The 25,805-nt window shown below is 39.4% G+C and carries 19 protein-coding genes and 2 pseudogenes; 7 read left to right on the forward strand and 14 right to left on the reverse strand.

What is annotated here, in order from left to right; genetic code table 11:
• Nucleotides 1–94: 94 nt before the first annotated feature.
• Nucleotides 95–1,300, forward strand: a complete 1,206-nt coding sequence (locus tag RCO84_RS13560; RefSeq protein ID WP_317584872.1) for an IS256 family transposase — start codon at nucleotides 95–97, stop codon at nucleotides 1,298–1,300.
• Nucleotides 1,301–1,682: 382 nt separating this feature from the next.
• Here RCO84_RS13560 and RCO84_RS13565 read toward each other — a convergent pair whose 3' ends face one another.
• A complete protein-coding gene (locus RCO84_RS13565) occupies nucleotides 1,683–2,654 on the reverse strand; it encodes a glycosyltransferase family 2 protein (RefSeq protein ID WP_287797987.1) in 972 nt (323 codons plus the stop codon).
• A 78-nt stretch (nucleotides 2,655–2,732) separates the two neighbouring features.
• Between RCO84_RS13565 and RCO84_RS13570 the strand changes: the two genes are divergently transcribed.
• Entirely contained in the window at nucleotides 2,733–3,692 is a 960-nt protein-coding gene (locus tag RCO84_RS13570) for a glycosyltransferase family 8 protein (RefSeq protein WP_317585389.1), read from the forward strand.
• A 45-nt stretch (nucleotides 3,693–3,737) separates the two neighbouring features.
• Nucleotides 3,738–4,853: a hypothetical protein gene (locus tag RCO84_RS13575; protein ID WP_317585390.1), complete on the forward strand. Its 1,116-nt coding sequence runs from the start codon at nucleotides 3,738–3,740 to the stop codon at nucleotides 4,851–4,853.
• A 122-nt stretch (nucleotides 4,854–4,975) separates the two neighbouring features.
• On the opposite strand, the gene RCO84_RS13580 is transcribed toward RCO84_RS13575, so the two are convergent.
• Nucleotides 4,976–6,181: an IS256 family transposase gene (locus RCO84_RS13580; RefSeq protein WP_287854567.1), complete on the reverse strand. Its 1,206-nt coding sequence runs from the start codon at nucleotides 6,179–6,181 to the stop codon at nucleotides 4,976–4,978.
• A gap of 46 nt (nucleotides 6,182–6,227) precedes the next feature.
• Nucleotides 6,228–7,325, reverse strand: a complete 1,098-nt coding sequence (locus tag RCO84_RS13585) for a glycosyltransferase family 4 protein (protein ID WP_317585391.1) — start codon at nucleotides 7,323–7,325, stop codon at nucleotides 6,228–6,230.
• 144 nt (nucleotides 7,326–7,469) lie between these two features.
• Between RCO84_RS13585 and RCO84_RS13590 the strand changes: the two genes are divergently transcribed.
• The gene (locus tag RCO84_RS13590) at nucleotides 7,470–8,372 is read left to right on the forward strand and encodes a glycosyltransferase family 2 protein (protein WP_317585392.1); all 903 of its coding nucleotides are present in this window, start codon (nucleotides 7,470–7,472) and stop codon (nucleotides 8,370–8,372) included.
• On the opposite strand, the gene RCO84_RS13595 is transcribed toward RCO84_RS13590, so the two are convergent.
• The 7 genes from RCO84_RS13595 to RCO84_RS13625 all read right to left on the reverse strand — a co-directional run bounded on the left by RCO84_RS13595 (nucleotide 8,362) and on the right by RCO84_RS13625 (nucleotide 19,319).
• The gene (locus RCO84_RS13595) at nucleotides 8,362–10,371 is read right to left on the reverse strand and encodes an acyltransferase family protein (RefSeq protein WP_317585393.1); all 2,010 of its coding nucleotides are present in this window, start codon (nucleotides 10,369–10,371) and stop codon (nucleotides 8,362–8,364) included. The two genes, RCO84_RS13590 and RCO84_RS13595, sit on opposite strands and share 11 nt — an antisense overlap.
• 10 nt (nucleotides 10,372–10,381) lie before the next feature.
• The gene (gene porZ / locus RCO84_RS13600) at nucleotides 10,382–12,451 is read right to left on the reverse strand and encodes a type IX secretion system anionic LPS delivery protein PorZ (protein WP_317585394.1); all 2,070 of its coding nucleotides are present in this window, start codon (nucleotides 12,449–12,451) and stop codon (nucleotides 10,382–10,384) included.
• Nucleotides 12,452–12,523: 72 nt separating this feature from the next.
• The gene (locus RCO84_RS13605) at nucleotides 12,524–13,588 is read right to left on the reverse strand and encodes an acyltransferase family protein (RefSeq protein ID WP_317585395.1); all 1,065 of its coding nucleotides are present in this window, start codon (nucleotides 13,586–13,588) and stop codon (nucleotides 12,524–12,526) included.
• Between the two features lie 55 nt (nucleotides 13,589–13,643).
• Entirely contained in the window at nucleotides 13,644–14,258 is a 615-nt protein-coding gene (locus RCO84_RS13610; protein WP_317585396.1) for a non-canonical purine NTP diphosphatase, read from the reverse strand.
• A gap of 82 nt (nucleotides 14,259–14,340) precedes the next feature.
• Nucleotides 14,341–15,297: a YitT family protein gene (locus tag RCO84_RS13615; RefSeq protein ID WP_144154707.1), complete on the reverse strand. Its 957-nt coding sequence runs from the start codon at nucleotides 15,295–15,297 to the stop codon at nucleotides 14,341–14,343.
• Nucleotides 15,298–15,375: 78 nt separating this feature from the next.
• Nucleotides 15,376–18,234 (reverse strand): leucine--tRNA ligase, encoded by a 2,859-nt coding sequence (leuS, locus tag RCO84_RS13620; RefSeq protein WP_317585397.1) that lies wholly within the window; start codon nucleotides 18,232–18,234, stop codon nucleotides 15,376–15,378.
• A gap of 110 nt (nucleotides 18,235–18,344) precedes the next feature.
• Nucleotides 18,345–19,319, reverse strand: coding sequence for an aldo/keto reductase (locus tag RCO84_RS13625; RefSeq protein ID WP_287861487.1), 975 nt, complete (start codon nucleotides 19,317–19,319; stop codon nucleotides 18,345–18,347).
• 677 nt (nucleotides 19,320–19,996) lie between these two features.
• On the opposite strand from RCO84_RS13625, the gene RCO84_RS13630 reads away from it, so the two are divergent.
• Both RCO84_RS13630 and RCO84_RS16955 read left to right on the forward strand, forming a co-directional pair.
• A complete protein-coding gene (locus RCO84_RS13630; RefSeq protein ID WP_144154714.1) occupies nucleotides 19,997–20,287 on the forward strand; it encodes a putative quinol monooxygenase in 291 nt (96 codons plus the stop codon).
• 164 nt (nucleotides 20,288–20,451) lie between these two features.
• A pseudogene (locus RCO84_RS16955) lies at nucleotides 20,452–20,649 on the forward strand (leucine-rich repeat protein); the annotation flags it as partial.
• A 57-nt stretch (nucleotides 20,650–20,706) separates the two neighbouring features.
• On the opposite strand, the gene RCO84_RS13635 reads toward RCO84_RS16955, so the two are convergent.
• Together RCO84_RS13635 and RCO84_RS13640 are read right to left on the reverse strand one after the other, a co-directional pair.
• The gene (locus RCO84_RS13635) at nucleotides 20,707–21,201 is read right to left on the reverse strand and encodes a hypothetical protein (RefSeq protein WP_317585398.1); all 495 of its coding nucleotides are present in this window, start codon (nucleotides 21,199–21,201) and stop codon (nucleotides 20,707–20,709) included.
• A 125-nt stretch (nucleotides 21,202–21,326) separates the two neighbouring features.
• Nucleotides 21,327–22,775 (reverse strand): AAA family ATPase, encoded by a 1,449-nt coding sequence (locus RCO84_RS13640; protein WP_317585399.1) that lies wholly within the window; start codon nucleotides 22,773–22,775, stop codon nucleotides 21,327–21,329.
• 379 nt (nucleotides 22,776–23,154) lie between these two features.
• Here RCO84_RS13640 and RCO84_RS13645 point away from each other — a divergent pair, with 379 nt between their 5' ends.
• The gene (locus RCO84_RS13645) at nucleotides 23,155–24,447 is read left to right on the forward strand and encodes an ATP-binding protein (RefSeq protein WP_287820467.1); all 1,293 of its coding nucleotides are present in this window, start codon (nucleotides 23,155–23,157) and stop codon (nucleotides 24,445–24,447) included.
• A 270-nt stretch (nucleotides 24,448–24,717) separates the two neighbouring features.
• On the opposite strand, the gene RCO84_RS13650 is transcribed toward RCO84_RS13645, so the two are convergent.
• Together RCO84_RS13650 and RCO84_RS13655 are read right to left on the reverse strand one after the other, a co-directional pair.
• Nucleotides 24,718–25,200, reverse strand: a complete 483-nt coding sequence (locus RCO84_RS13650; RefSeq protein ID WP_287838571.1) for an energy transducer TonB — start codon at nucleotides 25,198–25,200, stop codon at nucleotides 24,718–24,720.
• 65 nt (nucleotides 25,201–25,265) lie between these two features.
• A pseudogene (locus tag RCO84_RS13655) lies at nucleotides 25,266–25,625 on the reverse strand (ORF6N domain-containing protein); the annotation flags it as partial.
• Nucleotides 25,626–25,805 lie beyond the last annotated feature (180 nt).

Below are 25,805 nucleotides of genomic sequence, written 5' to 3' on the forward strand. Positions count from 1 at the left end.
AATTATTAGATTAGTGGTGAAATATGTTTTTTAGAGAGTGTAAACTAAACTGTGTCAAGCTACAATAAAAGTAGTTTAACACAGTTTTTATATTATGGACAACTTAGAAATTGATTACAAGAAAGCAGCTCAGCAGTTGCGTAGTGGTGAAGCCTTATTTGGCAAGGACGGAGCATTAGCTCCATTGTTAGAGCGTATTCTCAACTCAGCTCTCGAAGGTGAGATGGACGCTCATTTAAGTGAAGAGGAACGCTCTTCCGGCAACCGTCGTAATGGTAAGATGAGTAAGAAGGTTCAAACAAAATATGGTGAGGTCACTATAGAGACTCCTCGTGACCGAGACGGAACTTTCCAACCTGAGACCGTAAAGAAGCGTGAGACTATTCTTGCCAATGGCATGGCAGACCAGATTATTGAGATGTACGCCATGGGCACCAGCACACGTGACATCAGCAGCTACTTTGAGCGTGAGTTCAACACAACTCTATCAGCCGATACAATCAGCTCTATAACAGACCGTGTATTACCCGAAATCACCGCCTGGAAGTCTCGCATGCTCGATCCTGTATATGCCATTTGCTGGCTTGATGCTATCCATTATAAGGTAAAGGATGAGAATGGCAGAGCTGTCACACGAGCCATTTACAACATTCTTGGTATCAACAAGGAAGGCCAAAAAGAACTGTTAGGTATGTATGTGTCTAAGAGTGAAGGAGCTAACTTCTGGCTAGAAGTTCTTACGGATCTTCAGAACCGTGGTGTTCGAGACATCTTGATTTGTTGTATTGATGGTCTCAAAGGCTTCCCGGATGCCATCCAAAGCGTATTTCCTGAGAGTTCTGTGCAGCTCTGTATTGTCCATCAGATACGCAATTCTATCAAGTATGTTGGCAGTAAGCATCAAAAGGAGTTTATCAAGGATTTAAGAACAGTATATGGTGCAGTAAACAAAGACTCCGCTGCTGCTAATTTAGACCTGTTAGAGTCTAAGTGGGGAGAGATGTACCCAATTGTCATCAAGTCATGGCGTGACAATTGGGAACGTCTGACAGAGTATTTCCAATATACTCCAGCCATCCGTAAACTCATTTATACGACCAATACGGTTGAGGGGTATCACAGACAGGTAAGAAAGGTCACAAAGACTAAAGGGGTCTTTCCTACGGATAATTCTTTGGAGAAGCTTGTGTACTTAGCTTACCGCAACATCCGTAAGAAATGGACTATGCCACTGGCAAATTGGGGACAAATTTCTCAACAAATGGCAATAAAATTTGGAGATAGATTTAAAATTATGTAACTTTGCAGCCGAAAAGGCTTCCCTGCTGGGGGCATGCCCCCAGCAGGGAGTGGGAATGAAAGTTAAGAACAAGCCTTGACACAGTTTAAATTACACCCCCGTTTTTTATGGGTGAAAAAATCATATTTCGCTACCATAAAATGTATTATTTACGACTTTATAGATAAAAATCGTCGTATCTTTGCATCAGTTAAAACAAACGGACGTTGTGAAACGTCATTTCATCATCTTTTACTTATACAAATAATATTAGAAAATTTAATCTAATTATAAAGATAGAGCGTTCAAGTGATTTGAATGCTCTATTTTTGTTTATATAGGATTTTCTCTTATTCCTCTGTATGCTTATCCGGATGGGAGAAATCTTTATGCCTTCATTCATTTATTTCTTGATAAGAAAGAGAAGTGCAATTCGTCCTACGTATGTACCTATCATCTTTCTGAACATCATATATTTCTTGGTATATTCTTTGTTCGGAAGAGGATATAATCCGTGTTTCCTTAATTCTCTGATGGCATGATTCAAGGATATCAATGAATGCTTCAAACGGATATTGTTAACCAGATAATCCATCGAGAGCTGGGCTATACGGCGGTTGAGTGCTTGGCGCTCTGCTACAGGAACCGTATCGAGCAACTTCTGAAGATGTAGAATCACCTCCAGTTTATTGTCCATGTGGATATCTATCTTATCCTTATTTTCTAATTCGCCAGGCGCGTATTTATCCACTCTATTATAATAAGGTGAGGTCTGAGTCTTGAATATTCGTTCTGCCCGTAAGAAGAGTTGTGGTGTAAATTCCTCGTCCTCACCAAAACTGATGTTTGGTGAGAATAACAGGCTACCCACAATGGCGCGGCGGAATATATAGGAACAGGCTGAGCCTAAAAGGGTATTGTTGTTGAGGTATTCTGTGCCGCTGATTGGGGTAGGGAGTTCGTAAGACGGTTCTCCTGTATCATCCTTGCTGAAACAGAATGTAACGATATCTGGATTATGGAATCTCACGATGTCAAGGCAATGTTCATAGGTTGGCTGAAGAAGATAATCATCTCCTTCTATAAACTGGATGTATTTTCCTTTGGCTAAGTATATGCCATAGTTGCGTGCCATACTGCTGCCTAAGCCTGGTAATCTTAAATAGAGCAGGTTATCCAGCAAATCTTTTATCTGGCTGGCTACCAGTTCATCGCTACCATCATCAACGAGAATTATTTCCCTCTCTTTTGCATTGAGCGAAAGCTGAATGATACTATTGATGCATTCTACAAGATGTTCCTTCTGATGGTTGCTTGTAGTAATGATGAAACTCACCAATGGTGAAGATATCTCTGATATTAATTCTTTCTGCATAAGTTATTCTTTTTTATGACTGCAAAGATAATAAAAAGATTTAATTTACGTATTAATAGTAGTACAAAAAACATAAAAATGGAAATAGTTTGTTCTACTGATAGTAAATATATCATGCCGACCGGTATCATGTTGACCTCTTTGTTTGAGAGCAACAGAGGAGAAGTTGTCAATGTACATCTCTTGCATGATCAGGATTCTGCTGTATTATTGGATTCTATCAGAACCATAGCTGCCCGTTATCAGCAAAATATTCATTTCTATCTAATTAATGATGATATCTTCAAACATTTTCCAATTGGTCTGGATTTTCAAGTAGATCATGTAGGAACTTCGTTTGCTACTTATTATCGTTTGTATCTTACGGAAATTCTGCCTGCTGATATTGATAAGGTTATCTATCTGGATGGCGATATTCTGGTTGTGGATAAACTTGTTGAATTGTGGAATACTTCAGTTGAAAACTATGCAATTGCTGCTGTTCCAGATAGTTATAATAATAAGATAGAACACTATAATCGCTTGCGTTATCCCCAAACTTTGGGATATTTTAATGCAGGTATGTTAGTTGTCAATCTGAAATATTGGCGTGAAAAGCAGGTTCTTTCCAAATTCTTTGATTATGTGAAATCTAATGCGGAAAGGTTGAAATGTCATGATCAGGATGTACTGAACTATCTGTTTAAGAATTCTAAGTTGGTATTACCTATCAGATATAATGTACTGAATGAGTATTGGTTTGATTTGCGTTATTCTCTTATCTCCTGGGAATTTGATGAACAGATATTGGAAGCTCAGGCTCATCCGACCATCATCCATTTTACGGGTATTCCTAAACCATGGTATAAGAACTGCCAGCATCCATGGAAAAAAGAATTTGATAAGTATAAAGCGATGAGTCCTTGGCATGATGAAAAAGAAAAGCGCTGGATGCCATTGAAGTTCTGCCTGGAGAAAATGGCCATAAAACTGGTGGTAAGCATGGGACTGCGCAAATCTGATTATATTGTAGAAAATAGGTATATTGAATTGTCTTAAGTTTCTGATATTCAAGTATATTATAAATAAGTATCATATAAAGTTATGAAGATTCTGTTGGTAGGTGAGTCTAGTTTGCTACATAATACTCTCAAAAAGGGATTAGTAGAACTTGGACATCAGGTAACGCTGATGTCCGACGGCAATGATTGGCACAACTCTCCTCGTGACATCGACTTGCGCCGTAATATGGAGCGTTATGGAAGATGGAGCGGGCTTATGGTGTTGTGGAAAATTGTCTGCAATCTTCATAAGATATGTGGAAATGATATTGTTCAGGTGCATAACTATCAATTTGTGCCTTTGATGGGGTGGTGGAACATGCTGATATTCTGGTTTCTCAAGTTTACCAATAAGCGAATCATTAAAGGCTGTTTTGCCGATGACCCACATCTGTTCAGACAACAGGCCAAGGGTATTCCAGCTTATTCTGATACTTTTTGGAATGGTAAATTACAGAATATCGAGGAGAATAAAGAGCGTATGGCTTTTCATTTCATGCCTCAGTTTGATAAGTGCTGGCATACTGTATCTTATCATTCTGATGCTTTGATAGCCTGTCTTTATGAATATTATCTCTGCTACGATGTTCCTTATTTCCATAAGAAGCTTTACTATATTCCTCTCCCGATGATAATTCCTGCTATAGATGAAAACAGGCAGAAAGGGAATGGTGAGGTTATCAAAGTGCTTGTAGGTTTACAACCTAAGCGCGAGTATCTGAAAGGTGCTTTAAAGATAGCTCATTTTGTGGAAATTCTGGCAAAGAAAAATCCTGGTAAGATAGAACTCAAATATGTAGAAGGGGTAGACTATGATGAATATTGCCGGATGCTGGATGATGCAGATGTTCTGGTAGATCAGTTTTACAGTTATACTTCATCCATGAATTCGTTGGCAGCCATGGCACGTGGTACTGTGGTTATCGGTGGAGGAGAGGAAGAATATTATGAGTTCATTGGCGAAACAGAATTACGTCCTATTATCAATGTGAGTCCTGAGTATTCAGAATCTCAGAATGTGGCAATCATCGAGCAGGCTTTCTTTACTTCTGGACATTTATCATATCTCTCGCGTCAAAGCATAGTATTCGTTATGAAATACCATGGTTATCGGAAGGTGGCAAAAGAGTATGAACAATTATTTATTTCACTCATGTAGAAACATAAGTGTTATATAATTGGGGGGTGTAATTTAAACTGTGTCAAGGCTTGTTCTTAACTTTCATTCCCACTCCCTGCTGGGGGCATGCCCCCAGCAGGGAAGCCTTTTCGGCTGCAAAGTTACATAATTTTAAATCTATCTCCAAATTTTATTGCCAATTGTTGAGAAATTTGTCCCCAATTTGCCAGTGACATAGTCCATTTCTTACGGATGTTGCGATAAGCTAAGTACACAAGCTTCTCCAAAGAATTATCCGTAGGAAAGACCCCTTTAGTCTTTGTGACCTTTCTTACCTGTCTGTGATACCCCTCAACCGTATTGGTCGTATAAATGAGTTTACGGATGGCTGGAGTATATTGGAAATATTCTGTCAGACGTTCCCAATTGTCACGCCATGACTTGATGACAATTGGGTACATCTCTCCCCACTTAGACTCTAACAGGTCTAAATTAGCAGCAGCGGAGTCTTTGTTTACTGCACCATATACTGTTCTTAAATCCTTGATAAACTCCTTTTGATGCTTACTGCCAACATACTTGATAGAATTGCGTATCTGATGGACAATACAGAGCTGCACAGAACTCTCAGGAAATACGCTTTGGATGGCATCCGGGAAGCCTTTGAGACCATCAATACAACAAATCAAGATGTCTCGAACACCACGGTTCTGAAGATCCGTAAGAACTTCTAGCCAGAAGTTAGCTCCTTCACTCTTAGACACATACATACCTAACAGTTCTTTTTGGCCTTCCTTGTTGATGCCAAGAATGTTGTAAATGGCTCGTGTGACAGCTCTGCCATTCTCATCCTTTACCTTATAATGGATAGCATCAAGCCAGCAAATGGCATATACAGGATCGAGCATGCGAGACTTCCAGGCGGTGATTTCGGGTAATACACGGTCTGTTATAGAGCTGATAGTATCGGCTGATAGAGTTGTGTTGAACTCACGCTCAAAGTAGCTGCTGATGTCACGTGTGCTGGTGCCCATGGCGTACATCTCAATAATCTGGTCTGCCATGCCATTGGCAAGAATAGTCTCACGCTTCTTTACGGTCTCAGGTTGGAAAGTTCCGTCTCGGTCACGAGGAGTCTCTATAGTGACCTCACCATATTTTGTTTGAACCTTCTTACTCATCTTACCATTACGACGATTGCCGGAAGAGCGTTCCTCGTCACTTAAATGAGCGTCCATCTCACCTTCGAGAGCTGAGTTGAGAATACGCTCTAACAATGGAGCTAATGCTCCGTCCTTGCCAAATAAGGCTTCACCACTACGCAACTGCTGAGCTGCTTTCTTGTAATCAATTTCTAAGTTGTCCATAATATAAAAACTGTGTTAAACTACTTTTATTGTAGCTTGACACAGTTTAGTTTACACTCTCTATAATTGTTCTCTCTATAAGTTTTACCCATTTAGGAAATATCTGTTCACGATAGTATTGTTTTCCTACTTTTATAGCATGGATTCCAAATTTTTGTCTCAGGTTTTCTGAACTTATCATTTGTATGATTGCTTCAGAAAACTTATTTTTATCCCCTTGTGGTATTAAAAAACCATTATATCCATTGGTTATAATATCTTTTGCACCATATTTAAAGTCAAATGCTACAGTTGGTATTCCGCAGGCTTGCCCTTCGATAAGAGTTATGGGTTGACCTTCATATCTTGATGGTATAACTTGAATACTATAATTAGGATAGATATCCCATATATTATCGGTTCTGCCACAAAGTATAATTTGTTCTTTTAGATTGAGAAAATTGATTTGTTGTTGTAATTGTTCATAGCAACTACCTTCTCCATAGATATGGAGTTGCCAGTTTGGATATTTTTTTGCAACTTTTTTCCAGCATTCTATAAGAACATCAAATCCTTTAGCATATTCTAGTCTACCAACAGCTATTACTCTTTTGGTGTCATAGTTTTCCACTAGTTTATGGGGTGTGTTGATAAAATTGGGTATAATACTTATTTTTTTTGTATGTTTATATTCTTTAGCGTCACCTTTAGTTAAGCAAACTACTTGATCGGCCGCTTTTTCCATAAGAAAAAATAATTTATGATAAGGAGTAAATGAACGAGCAGAATGCGACTCGTATACTTTTTTTGCTTTTGTTTTGATTAAGGGTAATAAGATAGCTCCCAAACTCATAGTATAGAATATGAGTTTAGGTTGGATACGATTGATAATAGTTTGAAATTTTAAGATAATTTTTCCTATTGTTATTATTCTAAAAAGAGTTTTTAATAGAATAGAACTATTTTTGGGAGTGAACGGAATTTCAAGAGAGATGAAATCCACGCTTTCTTCTAGATGGTAGCTTATAGGACGCTCATCATGATATATGGAAACAATAGTAACATGATGCTGAAATCTTGAGGCTAAATAATTAGCCTTTTCAGCAATAATTCGTTCTGCTCCACCTTTTATTGAAAAATCTTCTATAACATATACTATTTCCATTTTATAAAATAATAATGAGATTTATTTATTCACAAAAATACGATATTTCAATTTATCTACCAAAAATACTTGTTATATTTAATAATTCTTATCATATACTCCTTGCTATTAGCAATAAAACAGGATTATTTTCGTTTAAATAGTATGATTATACAAGAGCTGTCTATACTTATTCCTGTTTATAATGATGAAGCCACTTCGCTGGTAAAATCTCTTCATAAACAAGCACAAGCTGTTTCTGGTTTGTGTTATGAAATTATTGTTTTTGATGATGGTAGTACTAACAAAAAAACTATTGAAAATAATTATTCATTGACTCTTTTGCCAAATTGTCGTTATATATGTTCAGAACATCATGGTTGTCGTGCTGCGATGCGAAATTCATTAGTTAGACAGGCAAAGTATGAGTGGCATTTAATGATAGATGCTAGGTTGATATTAGTGAATAATGATTTTTTGATACGTTATCTTAGTTGTGATGTTCGGGTTGGAGAAGTTGCCTGTGGAGGAGTTTGTGTGGATGGTGGTTCTCTTACTGTTCAATTATATCGTGAGAATTTGCGTTTTAGATACGAAAAGCATGAAGAATCTAAACATTCATATATAGTGAGAAAGTCTGAACCTTATAAATCCTTTCGTACAACCAATTTCTTTTATCATAAGTCTGTATTGGAACAAGTTCCTTATAATGAACAGGTTAAGGGGTATGGTTATGAGGATGTTTTGCTGGGAAAGGCATTAAGTGAAAAGAAGATAAAAGTAACCCATATTGATAATCCCGTTGCCTATACTGAGTTTGAGGAAAATCTGGTTTATCTTCGAAAAATAGAAGAAGCATTACGTACTTTGCATGCATTTGAAGGAGAGTTGAATGATTACTCTCCATTATTGCATGCAAGAAATATCTTGAGAAAGTTTCATCTTCTGGGCGCTTTCCGAAAGTTTCATGCTCTCTGTAAAGGTTGGGAGCTTATGAATCTTTGTAGCAATATGCCTTCTCTTTTCATATTTAAACTCTATAAACTAGGCTATTACGTCAGCCTTTAAGTTTAGGAAGAGATAGAATTGTTATTGCAAATGGAATGGCTGCATCTATATAGGTTATGTCGTAGTTTGAATTAAATATATCTGTCCAATTCCCATAAATATACATAGAATATCCATAGGAGATTATTGGGATGAGCAGTAGTATTATAACAGAATATAGAACCTGAAATTGGTAACTACCTTTCCAGGTTAGTGACATGGTAAGAGCTATTGTAACAAGGAATATTGTTGCAATAGGGCTACCTTGTCTAAACTGTAAGGAAAAAGGATTATTTTCAGCTCCAAATAACTCCTTGGCATCCCATAATATTAATGGTAGAAATGTCATTGCAAATACTCCCACAATAAGAAGTGGGATAAGAATCTGCTTCTTTACTTTTAATTTTATATAGTATGGAAAAAATAGAATGAACAGAGGAAATGCTACGCTCAGTCTGGTAGATAACCATAAACCTACACACACAGACAGAATCCATGGGTGCTGTTTGAAATTAATTTGATAGACTTGCAGTATATTGATAAAAGCTGCTAGCAGAAAGAAGTTTGATATGAGATCGCTTCTTACAGCTACTTCATACCAAAGGTTAATAGAAAGGAACAATAAAAGTGTGGCCTTGATGGCTGCTTTGTAACCTGATAATAACTTAATACTGTAGATAAATATCATGCAAGTGAATATTTCTGATAATCCTACGTTCTGTAATAGATAGAATGGTATATGGAATACCAGCCATATAGGAAATGGTGATGCATTTCCGCCTAGATGTGTTTTGGCAGAATACGGAAATTGTCCATTGAAAAGATTTTGGATAGGATAAGCTAAGGCAGACCATCGATCAACTTTGTTGGTCAAAGGGTCAAAATGGTATTGTACTATCAATAGTCCTATTACAAGAACAGTTGTTGTTGCAGCAAATAGATAGGGTAAATATTTGTTTGTTTTTTTCTCTTCTTCTTTTGTTGCAAAGAAGAGTATACCTAAAGCCAAAACTAAAGCGTATCCAATACAGATATATCCATAGTGTTCTGTAACTCTCATACTATATTTGCACATGAGCGTATAGCATATCCCTATATAGAGAATGCCTGTTAAGCTATAAATGAAATAGCTTTTTTTACTTAGAAACTGATTGATTCTTCTGAAAATAACACTTATGATAATTGAATATGCAGAATAGATGAATATGGATATAATACCAGTGATGGCTGGCATAAAGTTGTAGTGAACTATATATAATTCGTAACTGATTTTACCTAATTTATTGAATATACCAATCTTTTTTAATAGTGGAAAAAGGAAAGGTGCGGCTATGATAGGCATAGCCAACGGCAGTTTAATGTTAAGCAGTATAACATTAAACAGTATCGATCCCTTTATTTGCTGAATAGTTGGTATTTCTTTGATTAACAGGAATATAATTCCGTATATTACGCTTAGGAAAGTATACTTCAATACATGCTTTTTGTTTAGTTTGTTCAGCTTCCCAACATATTCTGATGCTAGGTATCCACAGAAAAAGGAGAAAGCTTGTTCACTATATAGTTGTTGCTGGAATACATTATATATTCCAAAGACAAAAAGAATGTATTTCGTATTTTTCGTAAAAAATCTTCTGCTTATCCAATATACAAGATACCATCGTATGATATAATCGACGAACCAGAGATCTGAAGCGTAAAAAGTCAAATTCTTTAGAAGTTGTACTGAATTAAAATGTTCAACGAATGGTAGTTGAAATAAAAAGATAGTCCAGCATGGGATGATTACACGAAGAAATCTCTTTTTCCAAAAGTTATTGATGCCATTTATTTTATGGCTTTCATTAATTCCAAATCCTGAAATAAATAGGAAAACAGCAACAGCAACGCTATCAAAAATATTAAAAAAGCGAGGATAGTCCTCTAACTGCATAACAAAGTGCATCAGCATAATTAATAATGCTGATACACCTTGCATCCATAAAGTATTTTGACGTGATAATATATTATTTTCTGTCATTGATAGTCTTTTATCTAATAATAGCTATTTTACAAACAATTCCCTTTTTACAACTCTCTGTCGCAGTTTCTACCATGTAGATACCGCTGGCTACTTTCTTGCCGTTTAGGTCACAACCATCCCAGGAATAACTGCCTCCTGCACTTCTGCCTTCGTTTATTAAAGTTCCATTTGTTGATACAATTTTAATATTAGCATTGAAAGATAATCCAACGATGTTTATTTTGCCAGTATAATCTGGTTTCACCGGGTTTGGATATGCATAGACATTATCTTTGGTCATTTCAGAGTTAGAACCGACAATTCCATTATTGAAAGAGCACAGTCCTTTATCTGTAGCAAAATATACCTTTCCTGTATTGTTATTGACAGCAATACTATATACTATATTCGATATTAATGGAGAATTATCTGTATCAAAATGATAAATTTGTGTATTGCAATCATCACTAACCAAATATACTCCATTATCGGTACCGAACCATTTCTGGTTTGCTCCGTCTACTGCTATACAACGTATATTACTATTATCTAATAGATAGTCTGCATAATTAGTATTATCATTACGAGGTACTTTATGTTGTGTAAATATATTGTTACCATTTTGGATGTCTGACATTGAAAGATAAAGAGGACCAGATGTTGTTCCTATCCAAATATTACCATTTCTGTCTTCTGCCAAACAATGTACGTAAATTGGAGTAATGTCTCTTCCATCCTCATTGGTAAATGTAGGTCCATACATTGTTAATTCATCTGTATTATAGTTATATTTATATAGTCTATTCTTTTCATAATAATTGTTTGCGAACCATATATTCCCATTATTCTTGCCGATAATTAATCCTGTTAGATTATATCTGTCATTAGAACCTATTTCCGAATGAGGATAGTGTTTCCATTCTTGTGTAGTTTGGTCAAACGATAGAATAGAATTATCTCCTAAGCTATTTAAAAGCCATAATTTTCCTCTTGCATCATATTTTACAGATGAAATAATAGTATAATTATTACCCAAAGGTGATGTAATAACGCTTGTATTGTCTTTATTGTAACACTTTATGAATTTTCCATCTTGAAATTCATATAATCCTGCCTTTGAACCTACCATGATATGTCCTTCTTTTGATGGGTCAAAGTCAAGACAGAGCAGGTCTCTGTACAGATGGCCTAATGAAGCATCTGAAGGTTGCTCAAATTCTTCCCATTTTTCTCCATTCCAGACATGTACTTCTCCCATGTTATTACAGTCTTTTTCTTGTGACCAAGCACCTGCTACTGCATATAATTTATTTTTATTAATATATAAACGGTAGAATTTGTTAGATGCAGGCCCATCAGGAATAATACCTTCTGTTTGATATATTTTTTCCTTATCTGTATTCAGGGTATAGTAAGTCAATTTACCTTCTTTTACCGTCCACCAATACTTATTAGTTGTATCATAGACGTTAGTAGAATTCATTGTTTGTTCTTTGAAATTACCGGCTTTTTCCCAATTATTCTTATCTATCAAGTTATTCTTTAAAACTCCTCTGTATAAGCCAGCTTCTTTCGAAGCTGCATAAAGGCAGTTGTCTTCTATATAACTATAGTTAACATTAAAGCCCAACTTGTATGCATCGAGTATTTTTCCTTCTTTTGTATCTAGTTTAATAATTCCAAAAGAGAGAGATAAATAAACATTTGCTCCACTTATATATATATGGTTTATCTGTTTATTATCTGTCATACTTTTCAGATACAAATCAGGCACATTAACTACATTTCCATTGGCATCCAACAGGTCAATATTGCCATTGGTATATGTAATTACCAATTTTTTGGTAGTCTTATTCCAAGCTATATGATTAATATCAAAGTCGGAAAGAGTGTTTGCTTTATCGTATGTCGTAACTGAACCATTTTTTATATGATAAGAGAAAAGTCCGTTAGACGCTAAGGCAAACACTAGGTTTCCTGCTGGCTCGATTTCTGTTATATCATTATAACTGGTGTATATTTCCCAACTTTCCTTATCTGTGGCCGATAAGGGAAGTACCATGAATAGTATTGTAATTAATAATGTTATTGTCTTCATTGTCTGTTATTTTAAAGCCTAATACTATATTAACTGCAAATATAACTATTTATTGTTTTTATAAACAGATACTTATAGATATTTTTGAAGTTGATGCTGGATGGGTAAAACGATGGCTTTCTTTGCTATCCATGCTGTGAGGATAATAAAAGCGAGGGATAGGATGAATTGGAATTCTTGATGTGGATTTCCTTCTCCATATCGTTTAAGAAATATACTCTGTATGATGCGAAAGCAGAGATTATGACAGAGAAATATTTCAAAACTGATGCTGCCTAGCCATAGCAAGAGTTTATTATGGAATATCCTAATAAAACAACCTTTACCTTGATCTCTTGCTGTAAAATAGAACACGGTTATGGCTGATGGTATCCAATAAATAATGGCACAGCGAATGTTCGGATTGCAATGGATTGATAGAAAATACATTGCGATAAACAGCAATACCACTCCCATATCCGATAGGTTTACTTGCCAGAAAGAAGTTGGGTTTGTTATCTTATCTGCTATTTTTTTACCTTTTTCTGATCTGCATACTTTATATAAAAGGATACCTATCATGAAATCTATCATTCTGAATAATGGGTGGGCATAAATGTAGCCGGCTGAATAATCTGCTTGTGCACAGAGCGAGATACTGATATAAACTGCCATATATATACTTATTGTTACTAATAAGTATAACCAGGAATGTCGCATAATCCAAGCGTATAAATACTTAAATATAAGATAGAAGAAGATAAGATCAGAAATAAACCATGTAGCTGCATTGAGATGAGCCATAAAGTCATGTGCCGGATACCAGGTTTGTATCAACAGCGAATGGGATAGAATCTGATACCATGGTAATATACGCCCTAATCGCCAATCCATTAATATGAGAATGGCGAGAATCAGAATATGCAGAGGATAGAGTTTGATGATACGGGAAAGGAAAAACTGGCAGTTTCCCAATTCTTCTTTCTGTAGTTTTTCTCCTTTGCTTAAAGAGAGTACAAAACCACTGATAACAAAGAAAATGGCAACAGGAAACTCGCCCAAGTAATTGATTAAATCTTGGGATATGGGTAGGGTGGAATGCGAAATCACAATCATTAGGATAAGAATGAATCGCAGGGAATTGAGTGTCCTGATCATGATGCCTTTTCTTTGTTATAATGTTATTCTATTCTGTATTGAACAAGAATGAATCTTATTTCTTTTTCAAATACTCTACCAATTTAGCCACGGCTCTTGCTCTGTGGCTGATGCCGTTCTTGATTTCCTCACCTAGCTCAGCAAAGCTCTTGTCATAGCCTTCCGGAACGAAGATTGGGTCATAGCCGAAGCCTTCGGTACCATGCTTCTCGGTGGCGATATGGCCGTTTACGATACCCTCGAACTGGTGGATTTTCTTGATGCTGGTGCAGCCGCAAGGACATACATCCTGCTTTTCGATGTAGCAGATGACGGTGCGGAAACGGACCTGACGGTTTTCCTTGCCGTCCAGTTCTCTCAACAGCTTAGCCATGTTAGCCTCACTGTCGTGGTCGGTTCCCTCGGCATAGCGGGCACTGTGAACGCCAGGGGCACCATCAAGTGCCTCTACCTCCAGACCGGTATCATCGGCAAAGCAACTTACGTGGTAATGGTCATAAACATACTGCGCCTTCTGCAAGGCATTCTCTTCCAATGTGTTGCCTGTTTCAGGAATATCCACATCGCATCCTATCTCCTTCAGCGATACTACTTCGTAGTCGCTGCCCAGGATGTCGCGAATCTCCTGGAGCTTATGCTGGTTATTTGTTGCAAAAACTATCCTTTTCATAAGTTTATAATTTATAGTTAATATTTTATAGGGCATTCTTGCAATAGTGCTTCTTGCTATACGGCGAAGCCGCTATAAACTTTTAACTTTTAATTGTTTTAATGTCTTTATCTTTGATTTTCACCTTCATCTCATCAAATCCCTCGCCATACACACCGATTACGGAACTCTGACTTACAAAGGCATTTGGGTCGATGATCTTGACGATACGGAAGATGGTGACGCTCTCGTTCTTCTTTGCTAGGATACAGAGCACCTTCATCTCGTTGCCCGTGTACCAGCCGTGGCCATCGAGAATGGTTACGCCATGATCCATCTGCATACCGATGGCATTGGCTATCTCCTGATATTTTTTGCTGAATATCATAAACTGCACACTTTCTCGCTTGGCATTCATCACATAGTCGAGTACCAGGTTTTCTATCACCATCGTACAGAGACCGAATACTACCTTTCTAACGGCATCTATCGTGGTAAACTCTGGTTTTGCATTGAAGACAAAGAATGAACTGCCCACGATGAGGAGATCCACGAAGATGAGCACACGGCCCAGCGAGATGTTGTGATATTTGTTGACGATGGCAGCAATGATATCCGTTCCACCTGTACTTCCATTATGCAGAAAGACGATGGCGAGTGATAAACCCGTAAACAGACAGCCGATGATGAGCGACATGAAGTCCTGTCCCTCTCCCAATATCTGCACCATCTTGCCATCTTCACCTATCATCCAGTCTTGCGCCAGTGCCAGGAACACGGAGAGCATGATGATGGCATAGACGGTCTTCACCATGAACTTGAATCCCAGAATCTTCAGCGCTGCAAGCAGCAAGGCGGCATTAATGAGAAAATAAGACAAATAGATAGGTATCCCCGTGCCGTAGTAAATCACGGCTGCGATACCCGTTACGCCACCCGTTACTATCTGGTATGGAAGCAGAAAAATGGTCCATCCAAATGTGTAAAGCAAGAGTCCAAGGGTGATGTAGAAATAATCCTTGCACTCATTCTTAATTGTTTGACTGATTGCTATTTGCATAATATTTTCCTCGTATTTTTAAAGCACAGAAGGTCGCCCATTTTTAGATGAGACGACCTTCTGTATATTATCAATAAATTACTTTTTCAACACCACGTTGACGATCTTCTTTGGTACGATGATCACCTTCAACACGTTGAATCCTTCCAAGTACTTCTGGCTCTTCTCGTCTTCCAATACCTGCTTCTGGATTTCCTCGTTAGGAGTATCCACAGGGAAAGTCATCTGGAAACGAGCTTTACCATTGAAGGAAATAGTGAGCTGCATATCGTTCTCCTTCAGATACTGCTCATCATACTTAGGCCATGCAGCATCGCAAACGCTGCCCTGCTCGCCAAGTGCTGCCCACAACTCTTCTGCGATGTGTGGAGCGAATGGCGCGATGAGGATGACGAGATCTGTCAGAAGTTCCTCGTTGCGGCACTTCTGCTGACCGAGTTCGTTCACGGCAATCATGAAGGCTGAGATAGAAGTGTTGTAAGAGAACTTCTCGATATCCTCACTAACCTTCTTGATGAGTTTGTGAACGCTCTTCAGACTCTCTGGCTTTGCTGCCTCGTCGCATGGCAAGAAGTTGTCTGTACGGTTCTCGTAGAACAAGCCCCAGAACTTCTTCAGGAAGCGGTGGCAACCGTCGATACCGTTGGTATCCCAAGGCTTGCTTGCCTCTACAGGACCCAGGAACATTTCGTAGAGACGCAGGGTATCAGCACCATACTTCTCGACAATCATATCTGGATTTACCACGTTGAACATACTCTTAGACATCTTCTCGATAGCCCATCCGCAGATGTACTTACCATCCTCCAGGATGAACTCAGCGTTCTGATACTCAGGGCGCCAAGCCTTGAATGCCTCGATATCCAAAACATCGTTGCTTACGATGTTTACATCTACATGGATAGGAGTTACGTCGTAATCCTTCTTCAGATTCAAGCTTACGAATACAGGAGCCTTGTCGTGGTCATCGCTGTTGATGCGGTAAACGAAGTTAGAGCGACCCTGGATCATACCCTGGTTCACCAGCTTCTGGAATGGCTCTTCCTTGCAGCTTACGCCGAGGTCGAACAGGAACTTGTTCCAGAAACGGGAGTAAATCAAGTGACCGGTAGCATGCTCGCAACCGCCTACGTAGAGGTCTACATTCTGCCAGTACTCATCAGCCTTCTTGCCTACGAGTGCCTCATCGTTGTGAGGATCCATGTAGCGCAGATAGTAAGCAGAAGAACCTGCGAAACCTGGCATGGTGTTGAGCTCCAGTGGGAATACGGTCTTGTTATCTACGAGGCTCTTGTCAACCACCTCTTTCTTCTCGGCATCCCAAGCCCACTTCTTGGCTCTGCCCAATGGTGGCTCGCCAGTCTCTGTTGGCTTATAGGTCTCAATCTCTGGCAATTCGAGTGGCAGGCACTCCTCTGGAACCATCTGTGGCATTCCATCCTTGTAATATACAGGGAATGGCTCACCCCAGTAGCGCTGACGGGAAAAGATGGCGTCGCGGAGACGATAGTTTACCTTTACTCGGCCGATGCCCTTCTCGGTAACAAATTTCTTGGTAGCTGCGATAGCCTCCTTCACGGTGAGTCCGTTCAGAGAGAAGCCATCCATGCTGCTCTTGCCTGCTACAGGTGAGTTGGTTACGATACCTTCCTTGGCGTCGAAGCTCTCCTCTGAAACATCAGCACCCTCGATAAGAGGAATGATAGGCAGGTTGAAGTGCTTGGCAAAGGCGTAGTCACGGCTATCGTGAGCTGGCACAGCCATGATGGCACCTGTACCATATCCTGCCAATACATATTCAGAAATCCATACTGGGATTGCCTCGCCAGTGAATGGGTTGATGGCATAACTTCCTGAGAATACACCGGTTACGCTGTGGTTAGCCATACGGTCAAGTTCAGTACGCTTCTTCACATAGTCGAGATATTTCTCTACTTCTTCCTTCTGCTCGGCAGTAGTTACCTGCTGAACATATTCGCTCTCTGGAGCCAGAACCATGAAGGTTACACCAAACATAGTATCGGCACGGGTGGTGAAGATGGTAAACTTCACGTCGCTGTCCTTTACAGAGAATACTACCTCTGTACCCTCAGAACGGCCAATCCAGTTCTTCTGGGTTTCCTTGATACTATCGCTCCACTGGATGGTCTCCAAACCGTCGAGCAGACGCTGAGAGTAAGCAGATGTTCTCAAGCACCACTGCTGCATCTTCTTCTGGATGACAGGATAACCGCCACGCTCACTTACGCCGTTTACCACCTCGTCGTTGGCAAGTACAGTACCCAAGCCTGGGCACCAGTTAACCATCGTTTCACCGAGGTAAGCGATGCGGTAGTTCATCAGAATCTGCTGCTTCTTCACGTCGTCGTAGCTGTTCCACTCCTCGGCTGTGAAGTCAATCTGCTCGTTCTGAGCCACGTTCAAGTCAGCAGAACCCTTCTCCTCGAAGCGCTTGATGAGCTTCTCGATAGGCTGAGCCTTCTGGCAGCTGTTGCAGAAGAATGAGTTGAACATCTTCTGGAAAGCCCACTGAGTCCAATGGTAATACTTAGGGTCGCAAGTACGAACCTCGCGGTCCCAGTCGAAAGAGAAGCCGATTTTGTCGAGCTGCTCACGATAACGGTTGATGTTAGCTACGGTAGTAACCTCTGGGTGCTGACCTGTCTGGATAGCATACTGCTCAGCAGGCAATCCGTAAGCATCGTAACCCATAGGGTTCAGTACGTTAAATCCGTTCAAACGCTTGTAGCGTGCATAGATATCGCTAGCGATATAACCAAGTGGGTGACCTACGTGCAAACCAGCTCCTGATGGATAAGGGAACATGTTGAGCACATAGAATTTCTTCTTGTTTTCATCCTCTGTCACCTTGTAGGTCTTGTTCTCGACCCATTTCTGGTGCCATTTCTTCTCGATTTCTCTGAAGTTGTATTCCATTGTTTTATCTAATAATTATGTTTCTTTTCTTAAATATAATAAGGTATAACCCTATTCAAGGTGCAAAATTACATTTATTTTGGCACATAACAAAATAAAATGCAAGTTTTTTATGAATTTAATGTCTTAGCATGCACACACTTCATGTTCTTTTCCAGCTGGGCGGTAGAGCTGGCTCCTACCAATACGCTGGTTACACCTTTCTGCTGCAATATCCAGGCAAGTGCCATTTCGGCGAGTGTTTCGTCTCTTTCTCCTGCTTCTGCGTTCCATTTCTTGAGCTGTTCCAGCAGTTCTGGAGTTAGAGCAGAGTGTTTCAGAAAATGCTCTTTTGCCATACGGCTGTCTGCCGGTATTCCGTTGAGATATCGGTCGGTTAGAAGTCCCTGTGCCAGAGGTGAGAACGAGATGAAACCGATGCCGTTTTCTGCGCAATAATCTAAGGTTCCATTCTCTTGTGGCGCATGGTCGAGCATGTTGAGTCTGTCCTGAAAAATGAGCAGCGGACAGTCGCGCTCCTTCAGATATTGATCAGCAAACTTCAGGGCTTCCAGTGGCCAGCGGCTGATGCCGAGATAAAGAGCCTTGCCTTGCTTCACGATGTCTACCATGGCTTGAAGGGTTTCTTCGAGCGGTGTGTTCGGATCGTAGCGGTGGCTGTAGAAGAGGTCAACATACTCGAGATTCATTCTCTTGAGACTCTGATTCAGACTGGCCATCAGATACTTACGGGAACCCCAGTTGCCGTAAGGACCTTCCCACATATCATAACCTGCTTTGGTTGAGATAAAGAGTTCATCGCGATAGGATTTGAAATCATCTTTCATCAGTCTGCCCATCGTTTCCTCTGCACTTCCGTATGGAGGTCCATAGTTGTTAGCCAGGTCGAAGTGGGTGATACCATGGTCGAAGGCATAGTGAGTGATGGCACGACTTCTTTCGTAAGGATCTACCTCTCCGAAGTTGTGCCAGAATCCCAAACTTATTTTAGGCAGCAAGATACCACTCTTGCCGCATCTCTTGTAGAGTGCTTCTGCATCGCTATAGCGATTGGCGTCAGCATGATAAATACCTTTAATGTCCATTATTCCTTATATTTTTTATTACGGCGAAGAGCCAGAAACTCTTCACTCTTCACCTTTCATTTGTAAATGCCTATAAACAAGGCATTTGGCGTGGTGAAGAGTTTTTGTTCACTCTTCACCCACTCTTCACCACTCTTCACCGGTATGTGGTTAGGAGCCTGCCGGCTCTTCCTTTTCTACATCGCAAAGGTAATAAAAATATTCAATATAATCGTTGTATTGAATAAAAATTATATTTTTTTCGATATGGAAGAGTAAGTGGGGATGTAGTAAAGGTCGATTGGTTATGGAAAAACATTCTGTTTGTTTGATATGCTTTATCAAAATACACTTTTAAGGAAGACTTTTTGTACTATAAGAAATAAAAGTTAGCAGTGTGATAGGAAGATGTGCCGACATCTAATCGTGGTGCAACAAGTTTGCTGGTGCCACAGCGGTTTATAATTTCTTGGTGGCAGACGATGAAGAACATCTCCAACTCATGCGAAACAAATGGCGACCGAGAATGTTCTTTGGCTTTAGGTCCTAAATTTGTCATATTGTTGCTCTTTCGCTGGGCTTTTTGTTTATATGAGGCAAAAGATATTAAAAAATCATTTAAAAATAGATGACTTTCAGTATTATTCAGTACTTTTGCACCGACAGTATTTGAAAGTATAAATTTAAATATTACAGACATGATAAGACTGAATGTATTTTTTGAAGTGAAAGAAGGAGTGGATATGGAGCAACTTAATGCCCTGTGTCAGGAGTTAGTGGAAAAGTCATTGGATGACGAAGGCAACATTGCCTATGATTATTTCGTTAGTGGTACTCGTGATGGCGTGATGATGATATGTGAGACTTGGCAGAATGCTAAGGTGCTGAAAACTCACATGGAGTCTGCTCACTTTACCACATTGGTTCCTCAAATAGAGGCTTTGACCAAACATGGATTGAAATTGGAACAATTTCAGTTTGAGAAATAACAAAGTTTTCTTAAAGACGATATGTAGTATGAAACTTCACATAGTCTTGCACAACTTTTTCATGAGTGTCTATTTGGAAAAAACTCTAAATTGAAAAATTAGGGGAAATTAGAGGAGAATGTCCCCTAATTTCCCCTACAAGTTATTGGTAGTTCCAGTCTTGCTCAAATCTAGAGAGTATCAGTCTCCCAGGCTTAACCACCATCGCAGAGAGCACTTTCGATGGTTGTAGTAAACTACAGGAAGTAAGAGTTCCTAGCACATTGGAGCGTATCGGTGACATGGCTTTCAACAATTGCAACAATTTGAACAACGTATATACTTATACCGTTCTCCCTATCAACATCGACCAGAATACGTTTACCAATTTCAAGGCTACTACCCTTTGGGTGCCATTTGGGATTATATTCTGTACTATTTTACATCATTTCCTTCTTAAACCAAAGCTCGAACACACAGTCGGCGATGAAAACTCCATCCTTTTCCAAGGTGATCAATTCCTTGTCGATGAGGGCTTTCTTGATGCGGTCGATATTGGATTTGCTGCCCAGCGGATAGGTTTCAGCTACAGCCTGGGCGGTGAAACCTGAGTGGACGCCACTGCAGAGGAGGCGCAGAAAATTGAGTTGATAGGTGGTTAAGTCCTCGGTTTGCTGTATGAAAAGACCATGACATTGTTGCAGCAAGGCGCTGATGCCACTTTGTAAGGTTTCTTCGTTTACTTCTTTCTCGGTTTCTGCCATCACGTTCCAAGCTAGTTGCTGCACGTAGGAAGAATAGTTCTTTATGGTTTCACAGATTCTTGTTGCATATTCCTCAGATATACTCTTACCATATTTCTCGAACCGGGAGCAGATGAAAGGCACCCAATATTCTGTAGGGATGCAATCCAGGTGAAGCATCTCTCCAAACATAAGCAAAAAAAGTTCACAAGGTTGTGGACCATAAACTTGTGAACTTTTAATATTATTTTGTAAATCAAGCATTTAAATGTGAGGAGAATTTACAGGCTAAGAGTCTGAGTGTGTTCTTTGTCTCATTAAATAAACAATTCATCCATCGTAATCTGTTTCTGTACGATGTCGCTATGTTTGTTCTGCTTCAATCCGAAAGAAGTAATCAATGTGAGGAGAAGCGATTTGGAAGTCTTAGTCTCTTCTGTGAAGATACGCAGTTTCTCCAGCAACTTCTCCTCATATTCCTTGCTGATTTCGAATTTGCTCTTGTAGAATTTCATCTCACAGATATTGATGGTTTCATCTTTCCGGTCTATCAGCAAGTCTATTTGAGTTCCCTTTTCTGTGTTGCTGCTTCGCCATGAGCAAACCAAGGTCTGTACTCCCGAAATTCCCAGGGCGTGCTTGATTTTGGCTATATGGTTTAGACAAAGCATCTCGAAAGACAAGCCAGCCCAAGTATGGTATAGCTGACTGTTCTGGGAGGATGACCAGAAACTGGAATCCTGATACTTGTTGTGCTTGATGAAACAGAAGTAGAAGAGTGTATAGAAATCTACTAACTGGAATAAGGTGTTTCGCTTTTGGCGAATGTCGGATGTCATCTTATTGGCTGTACTGAATGGTTCATACAGACGGATGAATCCGCATTGTTCCAATTCTTCCTGTACTGTAGAGAAGGCTCCGTTATCTTTTCCTCCCGATGCCTTGACCAGTTCCTGTCGGGTCATACCCATTCCTTTGGTAGCAAGGGCAGTAACCACGGCGATATGGTCGGCTGATTTCTTAAACAAAGCTCTGTATAAGTCGTTGAACTCATCTTTCAGTTCTGCATTGTCTGCGAAAAACAGCTGGTCGATGTTCTGTGCCAGACTTTTCGATTTATCCATCATTGACAGATAATAAGGTATTCCTCCCATAACCATATAGCATTCTGCTATCTGTTTTCGGCTGTAGCCGAAGTGGTAAGCCTTGAAGTATTCTTCACATTCGTGCAGGGTGAATGGTTTTACAATCATATGATGGGTCAGTCGGTTGTGCAAGCCACCACGGTTGCGAATCAGGTTGTTGATCATCCAGGAGGTGGCGGATCCGCAAACGATGAGTTTGATGTCGTTGCGCAGTACAGCCCAGCTGTTCCAGAAGTTTTCCAGTGCTGGTATGAATCCCGATTTGGCGGTATCCATCCATGGCAATTCATCGATGAATATTACTTTCTTGCCTTCCGGAAGTGTTTCTATGTATTGTGACAGGGCATAGAATGCCAGCAGCCAGCTCTTGAATGTCTGCAGAGTGGTGGAGTGGGTATATTTTTGCAGGGCAATGCTGAAGTTGACAAGCTGTTCGCCTTTGGCAACTCCGTTCATTCCTGTCATGAAGAAGGCAAAATGGTCCTCTACGGCTTTTCTGATGAGAAAAGTCTTGCCTACACGTCGTCTTCCATAGACGGCGATAAACTCTGATCTATCGGAGTTTATATATTCATTGAGCAGTTTGAGTTCTGCTTCTCTTCCTATCAGTCTCTGTTCCATCGTTATTTTCTTTTTGCAAAGAATAATGCAAGCGAGCGCAATGAAAGCTTGCTTTCAAATTGCGAGTGCAACTTATTTTCTGCGCAAAGATATGAAAAAATACCCATTAGCGCAGATTATCTGCGTATTTTGGCCTTTTTATTTAATACAGAATCATCGGCAAGAAGGGATAAACAGGGGCTATAGTTTCTTCAGTTTGGCCCCATTGATTTGTTAGATGGCTATTATAAAATACACTTTAAAGGACGACTTTTTGTGATTTTCCACACTTTTAAGAACGACTTTTTGTAGTTTTATACATTTTTAAGGACGACTTTTTGTGCTCTTTGAAATAAAAAATGTATCTTTGCATTCTGAAATATCAAATAATCAGATAGTTATGAAGAGAAATGCCATCAAATACCTATATCAATGGAAAGCAAGCAACGACCGAAAGCCGTTGATCATGCTTGGAGCCCGCCAAGTTGGCAAAACCTGGCTGATGCAGGAATTTGCCACAGAGGCCTATACCCATAGTGCGTATATAAACTTTGAAGACAATGAAATGCTCCGGGAAGTTTTTGCTCATGACTTTGATATCCCCCGCATTATTAATAGCATACAATGGAGTACAGGCGTTACTATAGACGAAGATACGCTTATTATCCTTGATGAGATACAAGAAGCGCCCAGGGGTATCACAGCATTAAAGTATTTTGCGGAAAAAGCACCTCAATATCATGTCGTAGCTGCAGGTTCATTGCTCGGAATAGCAATGCATCAGAATGACTCTTTTCCTGTAGGTAAGGTAGATTTCATGCATTTATATCCCCTCACATTCTTTGAATTTCTAGATGCAATCGGTGAAAGCCGTATGGTTGAACTGCTGATGTCAAAGGATTGGAATATGATAACCATGTTCCGGAATAAATTTGAGGAATGTCTGCGACAGTATTATCTGGTCGGGGGAATGCCGGCTGTAGTACAGTCTTTTGCCAGCGAGGGAAATCTGTCTGAAGTCAGAAGCATTCAAAAAGGAATCCTTGAAGCGTATGAGCGTGATTTTTCCAAACATGCTCCGGCCATAGAAGTTCCACGTATCCGAATGGTATGGAAATCCATCCCATCCCAGCTTGCCAAGGAAAACAAGAAATTCATCTATGGTGCCGTCAAGGAAGGAGCTAGAGCAAAGGATTTTGAGCTCGCTATCGAATGGCTGAAAGATGCAGGGTTGATCTATAAGGTAAACCGTTGTAAGAAAGCCCTGTTGCCATTGGCTGCATACGAGGATTTTTCTGCTTTCAAGTTATTCCTGTCTGATGTGGGACTGATGGGAGCCATGAGCAATATTCCTGCCCAAAGCTTGCTGGAAGGAAATGTGCTGTTTTCAGATTTTAAGGGGGCACTGACAGAGCAGTATGTCCTGCAGCAGCTTAAGGAGAAATCTTCCTTGTCTATCTATTATTGGTCGGCAGAAAATTCACGTGGTGAAATAGATTTTCTAGTGCAGGATGAAGAAAGAATCATTCCGATAGAAGTAAAGGCTGAGGAGAATTTGCAGGCTAAGAGTTTGAGGGTGTTTGTAGAGCGCAATCAGGGATTGAAAGGTATGCGCCTATCCATGTCACCTTATAGAGAGCAGGATTGGCTTGCCAATTATCCATTATATTCCGTGTCTGCAATATTTGGATAATTATATAGGTATAGTATGCAGATAATCAGCGCTAATGGTATGAAAAAAGCACATTAGCGCAGATTATCTGCGTGTTTTGGTCTTTTTGTTTAATACAGAATCATCGGAGGGGGGGATAAACATGGGCTATAGTTTCTTCAGTTTGGCCCCATTGATTTGTTAGATGGCTAATATAAAATACACTTTTAAGGACGACTTTTAGTGCTATTTGAAGTAAAAAATGTATTTTTGCATTCAGAAACATCAAATAATCAGATAGTTATGAAGAGGTTACTTCATTAAAATTGATTTATTATTGTAGCCATAGCCGATAATCTTGACGTCTACTTTTGAATGGATTAAAGTTGGTGAACCTTGTATCTTGTATTGGAAGTAGATTGTATCTATTTTCTCTGTTGTGGCTATTTTGAGAGTTTTAACTTGATTGAATATTTCCATTGTTATCTTTTTGAATTTTTTATTGTCGCAAATAACCACTCTTTTTTTTACAATATATCCTTGTTGGTCTGTCTTGTACTCAATAGCAACGTATGCCTCCAAATTATTTTTTTGAAACTCAATAGGATATTTACATTTTCTTTTCAATTCGTTTATAAACAACTCTTTATTTCTATAGTCAGGATTACCTGTGCTTACTTGGCATACATCAAATAGTTGCGGAGACGTTCCCACAAGAGACACATTAGTATTGGAGTTGCATGAATCAAATACTACCAAAACTGTCAATAATATAATACCCACTAATTCCTTCATCTTTATTCTATATGATTTTATCTATGACACATATGCCTTGGAAAGCCTTTATGCAATCCTCGGCGTTAACTAACTCTGACAACGTAGAACACACCTTGTTTCGGCTTTGCATTGCCCTCGTCCAATCTGCGAAATACCTCGTCTATGTGCTTATTGGTTGCTTCAATGTGCTTATCGGTATCTTGTTGATGTTGCAGGATTTCCAACTGATGATATTCCATCGTTTCCAAACGACTAAAAACAGAAGCATTGTTTACCATAAAGTGACGCATGGAAACAAATGCTCGCATGATCTGAATATTAACCTCAATAGCTGTTTGTGAACGAAGAACGCTACTAAGCATTGCCACGCCTTGCTCTGTAAAAGCATAAGTTGAATAGCGGTTGCCGCCTCTTCCATTTGAGATCACAATTTGTGACCTCAAACGTGTTGTTACTTATTATTGCATTCAAAGGTAGTGCTTTTAGCCTTTAAGCCACTATTGCACAACCCCTTTTTTTGAAAAAAACGTAAAATTAATAGTTTTATTGCTGTGATTGTACTTTTATTAACTAAAGTTTCCCACCCCAAAATAATAGGGTAAAAATAACAGTTTCTCGATAAA

It is taken from the genome of Segatella copri (genome assembly GCF_949820605.1).
GTDB lineage: Bacteria > Bacteroidota > Bacteroidia > Bacteroidales > Bacteroidaceae > Prevotella.

Coding starts and splice junctions, on each gene's coding strand:
- RCO84_RS13635 (WP_317585398.1), bottom strand. CDS start 21,201: ATGTTTGGAGAGATGCTTCACCTGGATTGCATCCCTACAGAATATTGG.
- RCO84_RS13645 (WP_287820467.1), top strand. CDS start 23,155: ATGAAGAGAAATGCCATCAAATACCTATATCAATGGAAAGCAAGCAAC.
- RCO84_RS13580 (WP_287854567.1), bottom strand. CDS start 6,181: ATGGACAACTTAGAAATTGATTACAAGAAAGCAGCTCAGCAGTTGCGT.
- RCO84_RS13625 (WP_287861487.1), bottom strand. CDS start 19,319: ATGGACATTAAAGGTATTTATCATGCTGACGCCAATCGCTATAGCGAT.
- RCO84_RS13585 (WP_317585391.1), bottom strand. CDS start 7,325: ATGGAAATAGTATATGTTATAGAAGATTTTTCAATAAAAGGTGGAGCA.
- leuS (WP_317585397.1), bottom strand. CDS start 18,234: ATGGAATACAACTTCAGAGAAATCGAGAAGAAATGGCACCAGAAATGG.
- RCO84_RS13630 (WP_144154714.1), top strand. CDS start 19,997: ATGATAAGACTGAATGTATTTTTTGAAGTGAAAGAAGGAGTGGATATG.
- RCO84_RS13570 (WP_317585389.1), top strand. CDS start 2,733: ATGGAAATAGTTTGTTCTACTGATAGTAAATATATCATGCCGACCGGT.
- RCO84_RS13560 (WP_317584872.1), top strand. CDS start 95: ATGGACAACTTAGAAATTGATTACAAGAAAGCAGCTCAGCAGTTGCGT.
- RCO84_RS13605 (WP_317585395.1), bottom strand. CDS start 13,588: ATGATCAGGACACTCAATTCCCTGCGATTCATTCTTATCCTAATGATT.
- RCO84_RS13650 (WP_287838571.1), bottom strand. CDS start 25,200: ATGAAGGAATTAGTGGGTATTATATTATTGACAGTTTTGGTAGTATTT.
- RCO84_RS13610 (WP_317585396.1), bottom strand. CDS start 14,258: ATGAAAAGGATAGTTTTTGCAACAAATAACCAGCATAAGCTCCAGGAG.
- RCO84_RS13590 (WP_317585392.1), top strand. CDS start 7,470: ATGATTATACAAGAGCTGTCTATACTTATTCCTGTTTATAATGATGAA.
- RCO84_RS13575 (WP_317585390.1), top strand. CDS start 3,738: ATGAAGATTCTGTTGGTAGGTGAGTCTAGTTTGCTACATAATACTCTC.
- porZ (WP_317585394.1), bottom strand. CDS start 12,451: ATGAAGACAATAACATTATTAATTACAATACTATTCATGGTACTTCCC.
- RCO84_RS13565 (WP_287797987.1), bottom strand. CDS start 2,654: ATGCAGAAAGAATTAATATCAGAGATATCTTCACCATTGGTGAGTTTC.
- RCO84_RS13615 (WP_144154707.1), bottom strand. CDS start 15,297: ATGCAAATAGCAATCAGTCAAACAATTAAGAATGAGTGCAAGGATTAT.
- RCO84_RS13640 (WP_317585399.1), bottom strand. CDS start 22,775: ATGGAACAGAGACTGATAGGAAGAGAAGCAGAACTCAAACTGCTCAAT.
- RCO84_RS13595 (WP_317585393.1), bottom strand. CDS start 10,371: ATGACAGAAAATAATATATTATCACGTCAAAATACTTTATGGATGCAA.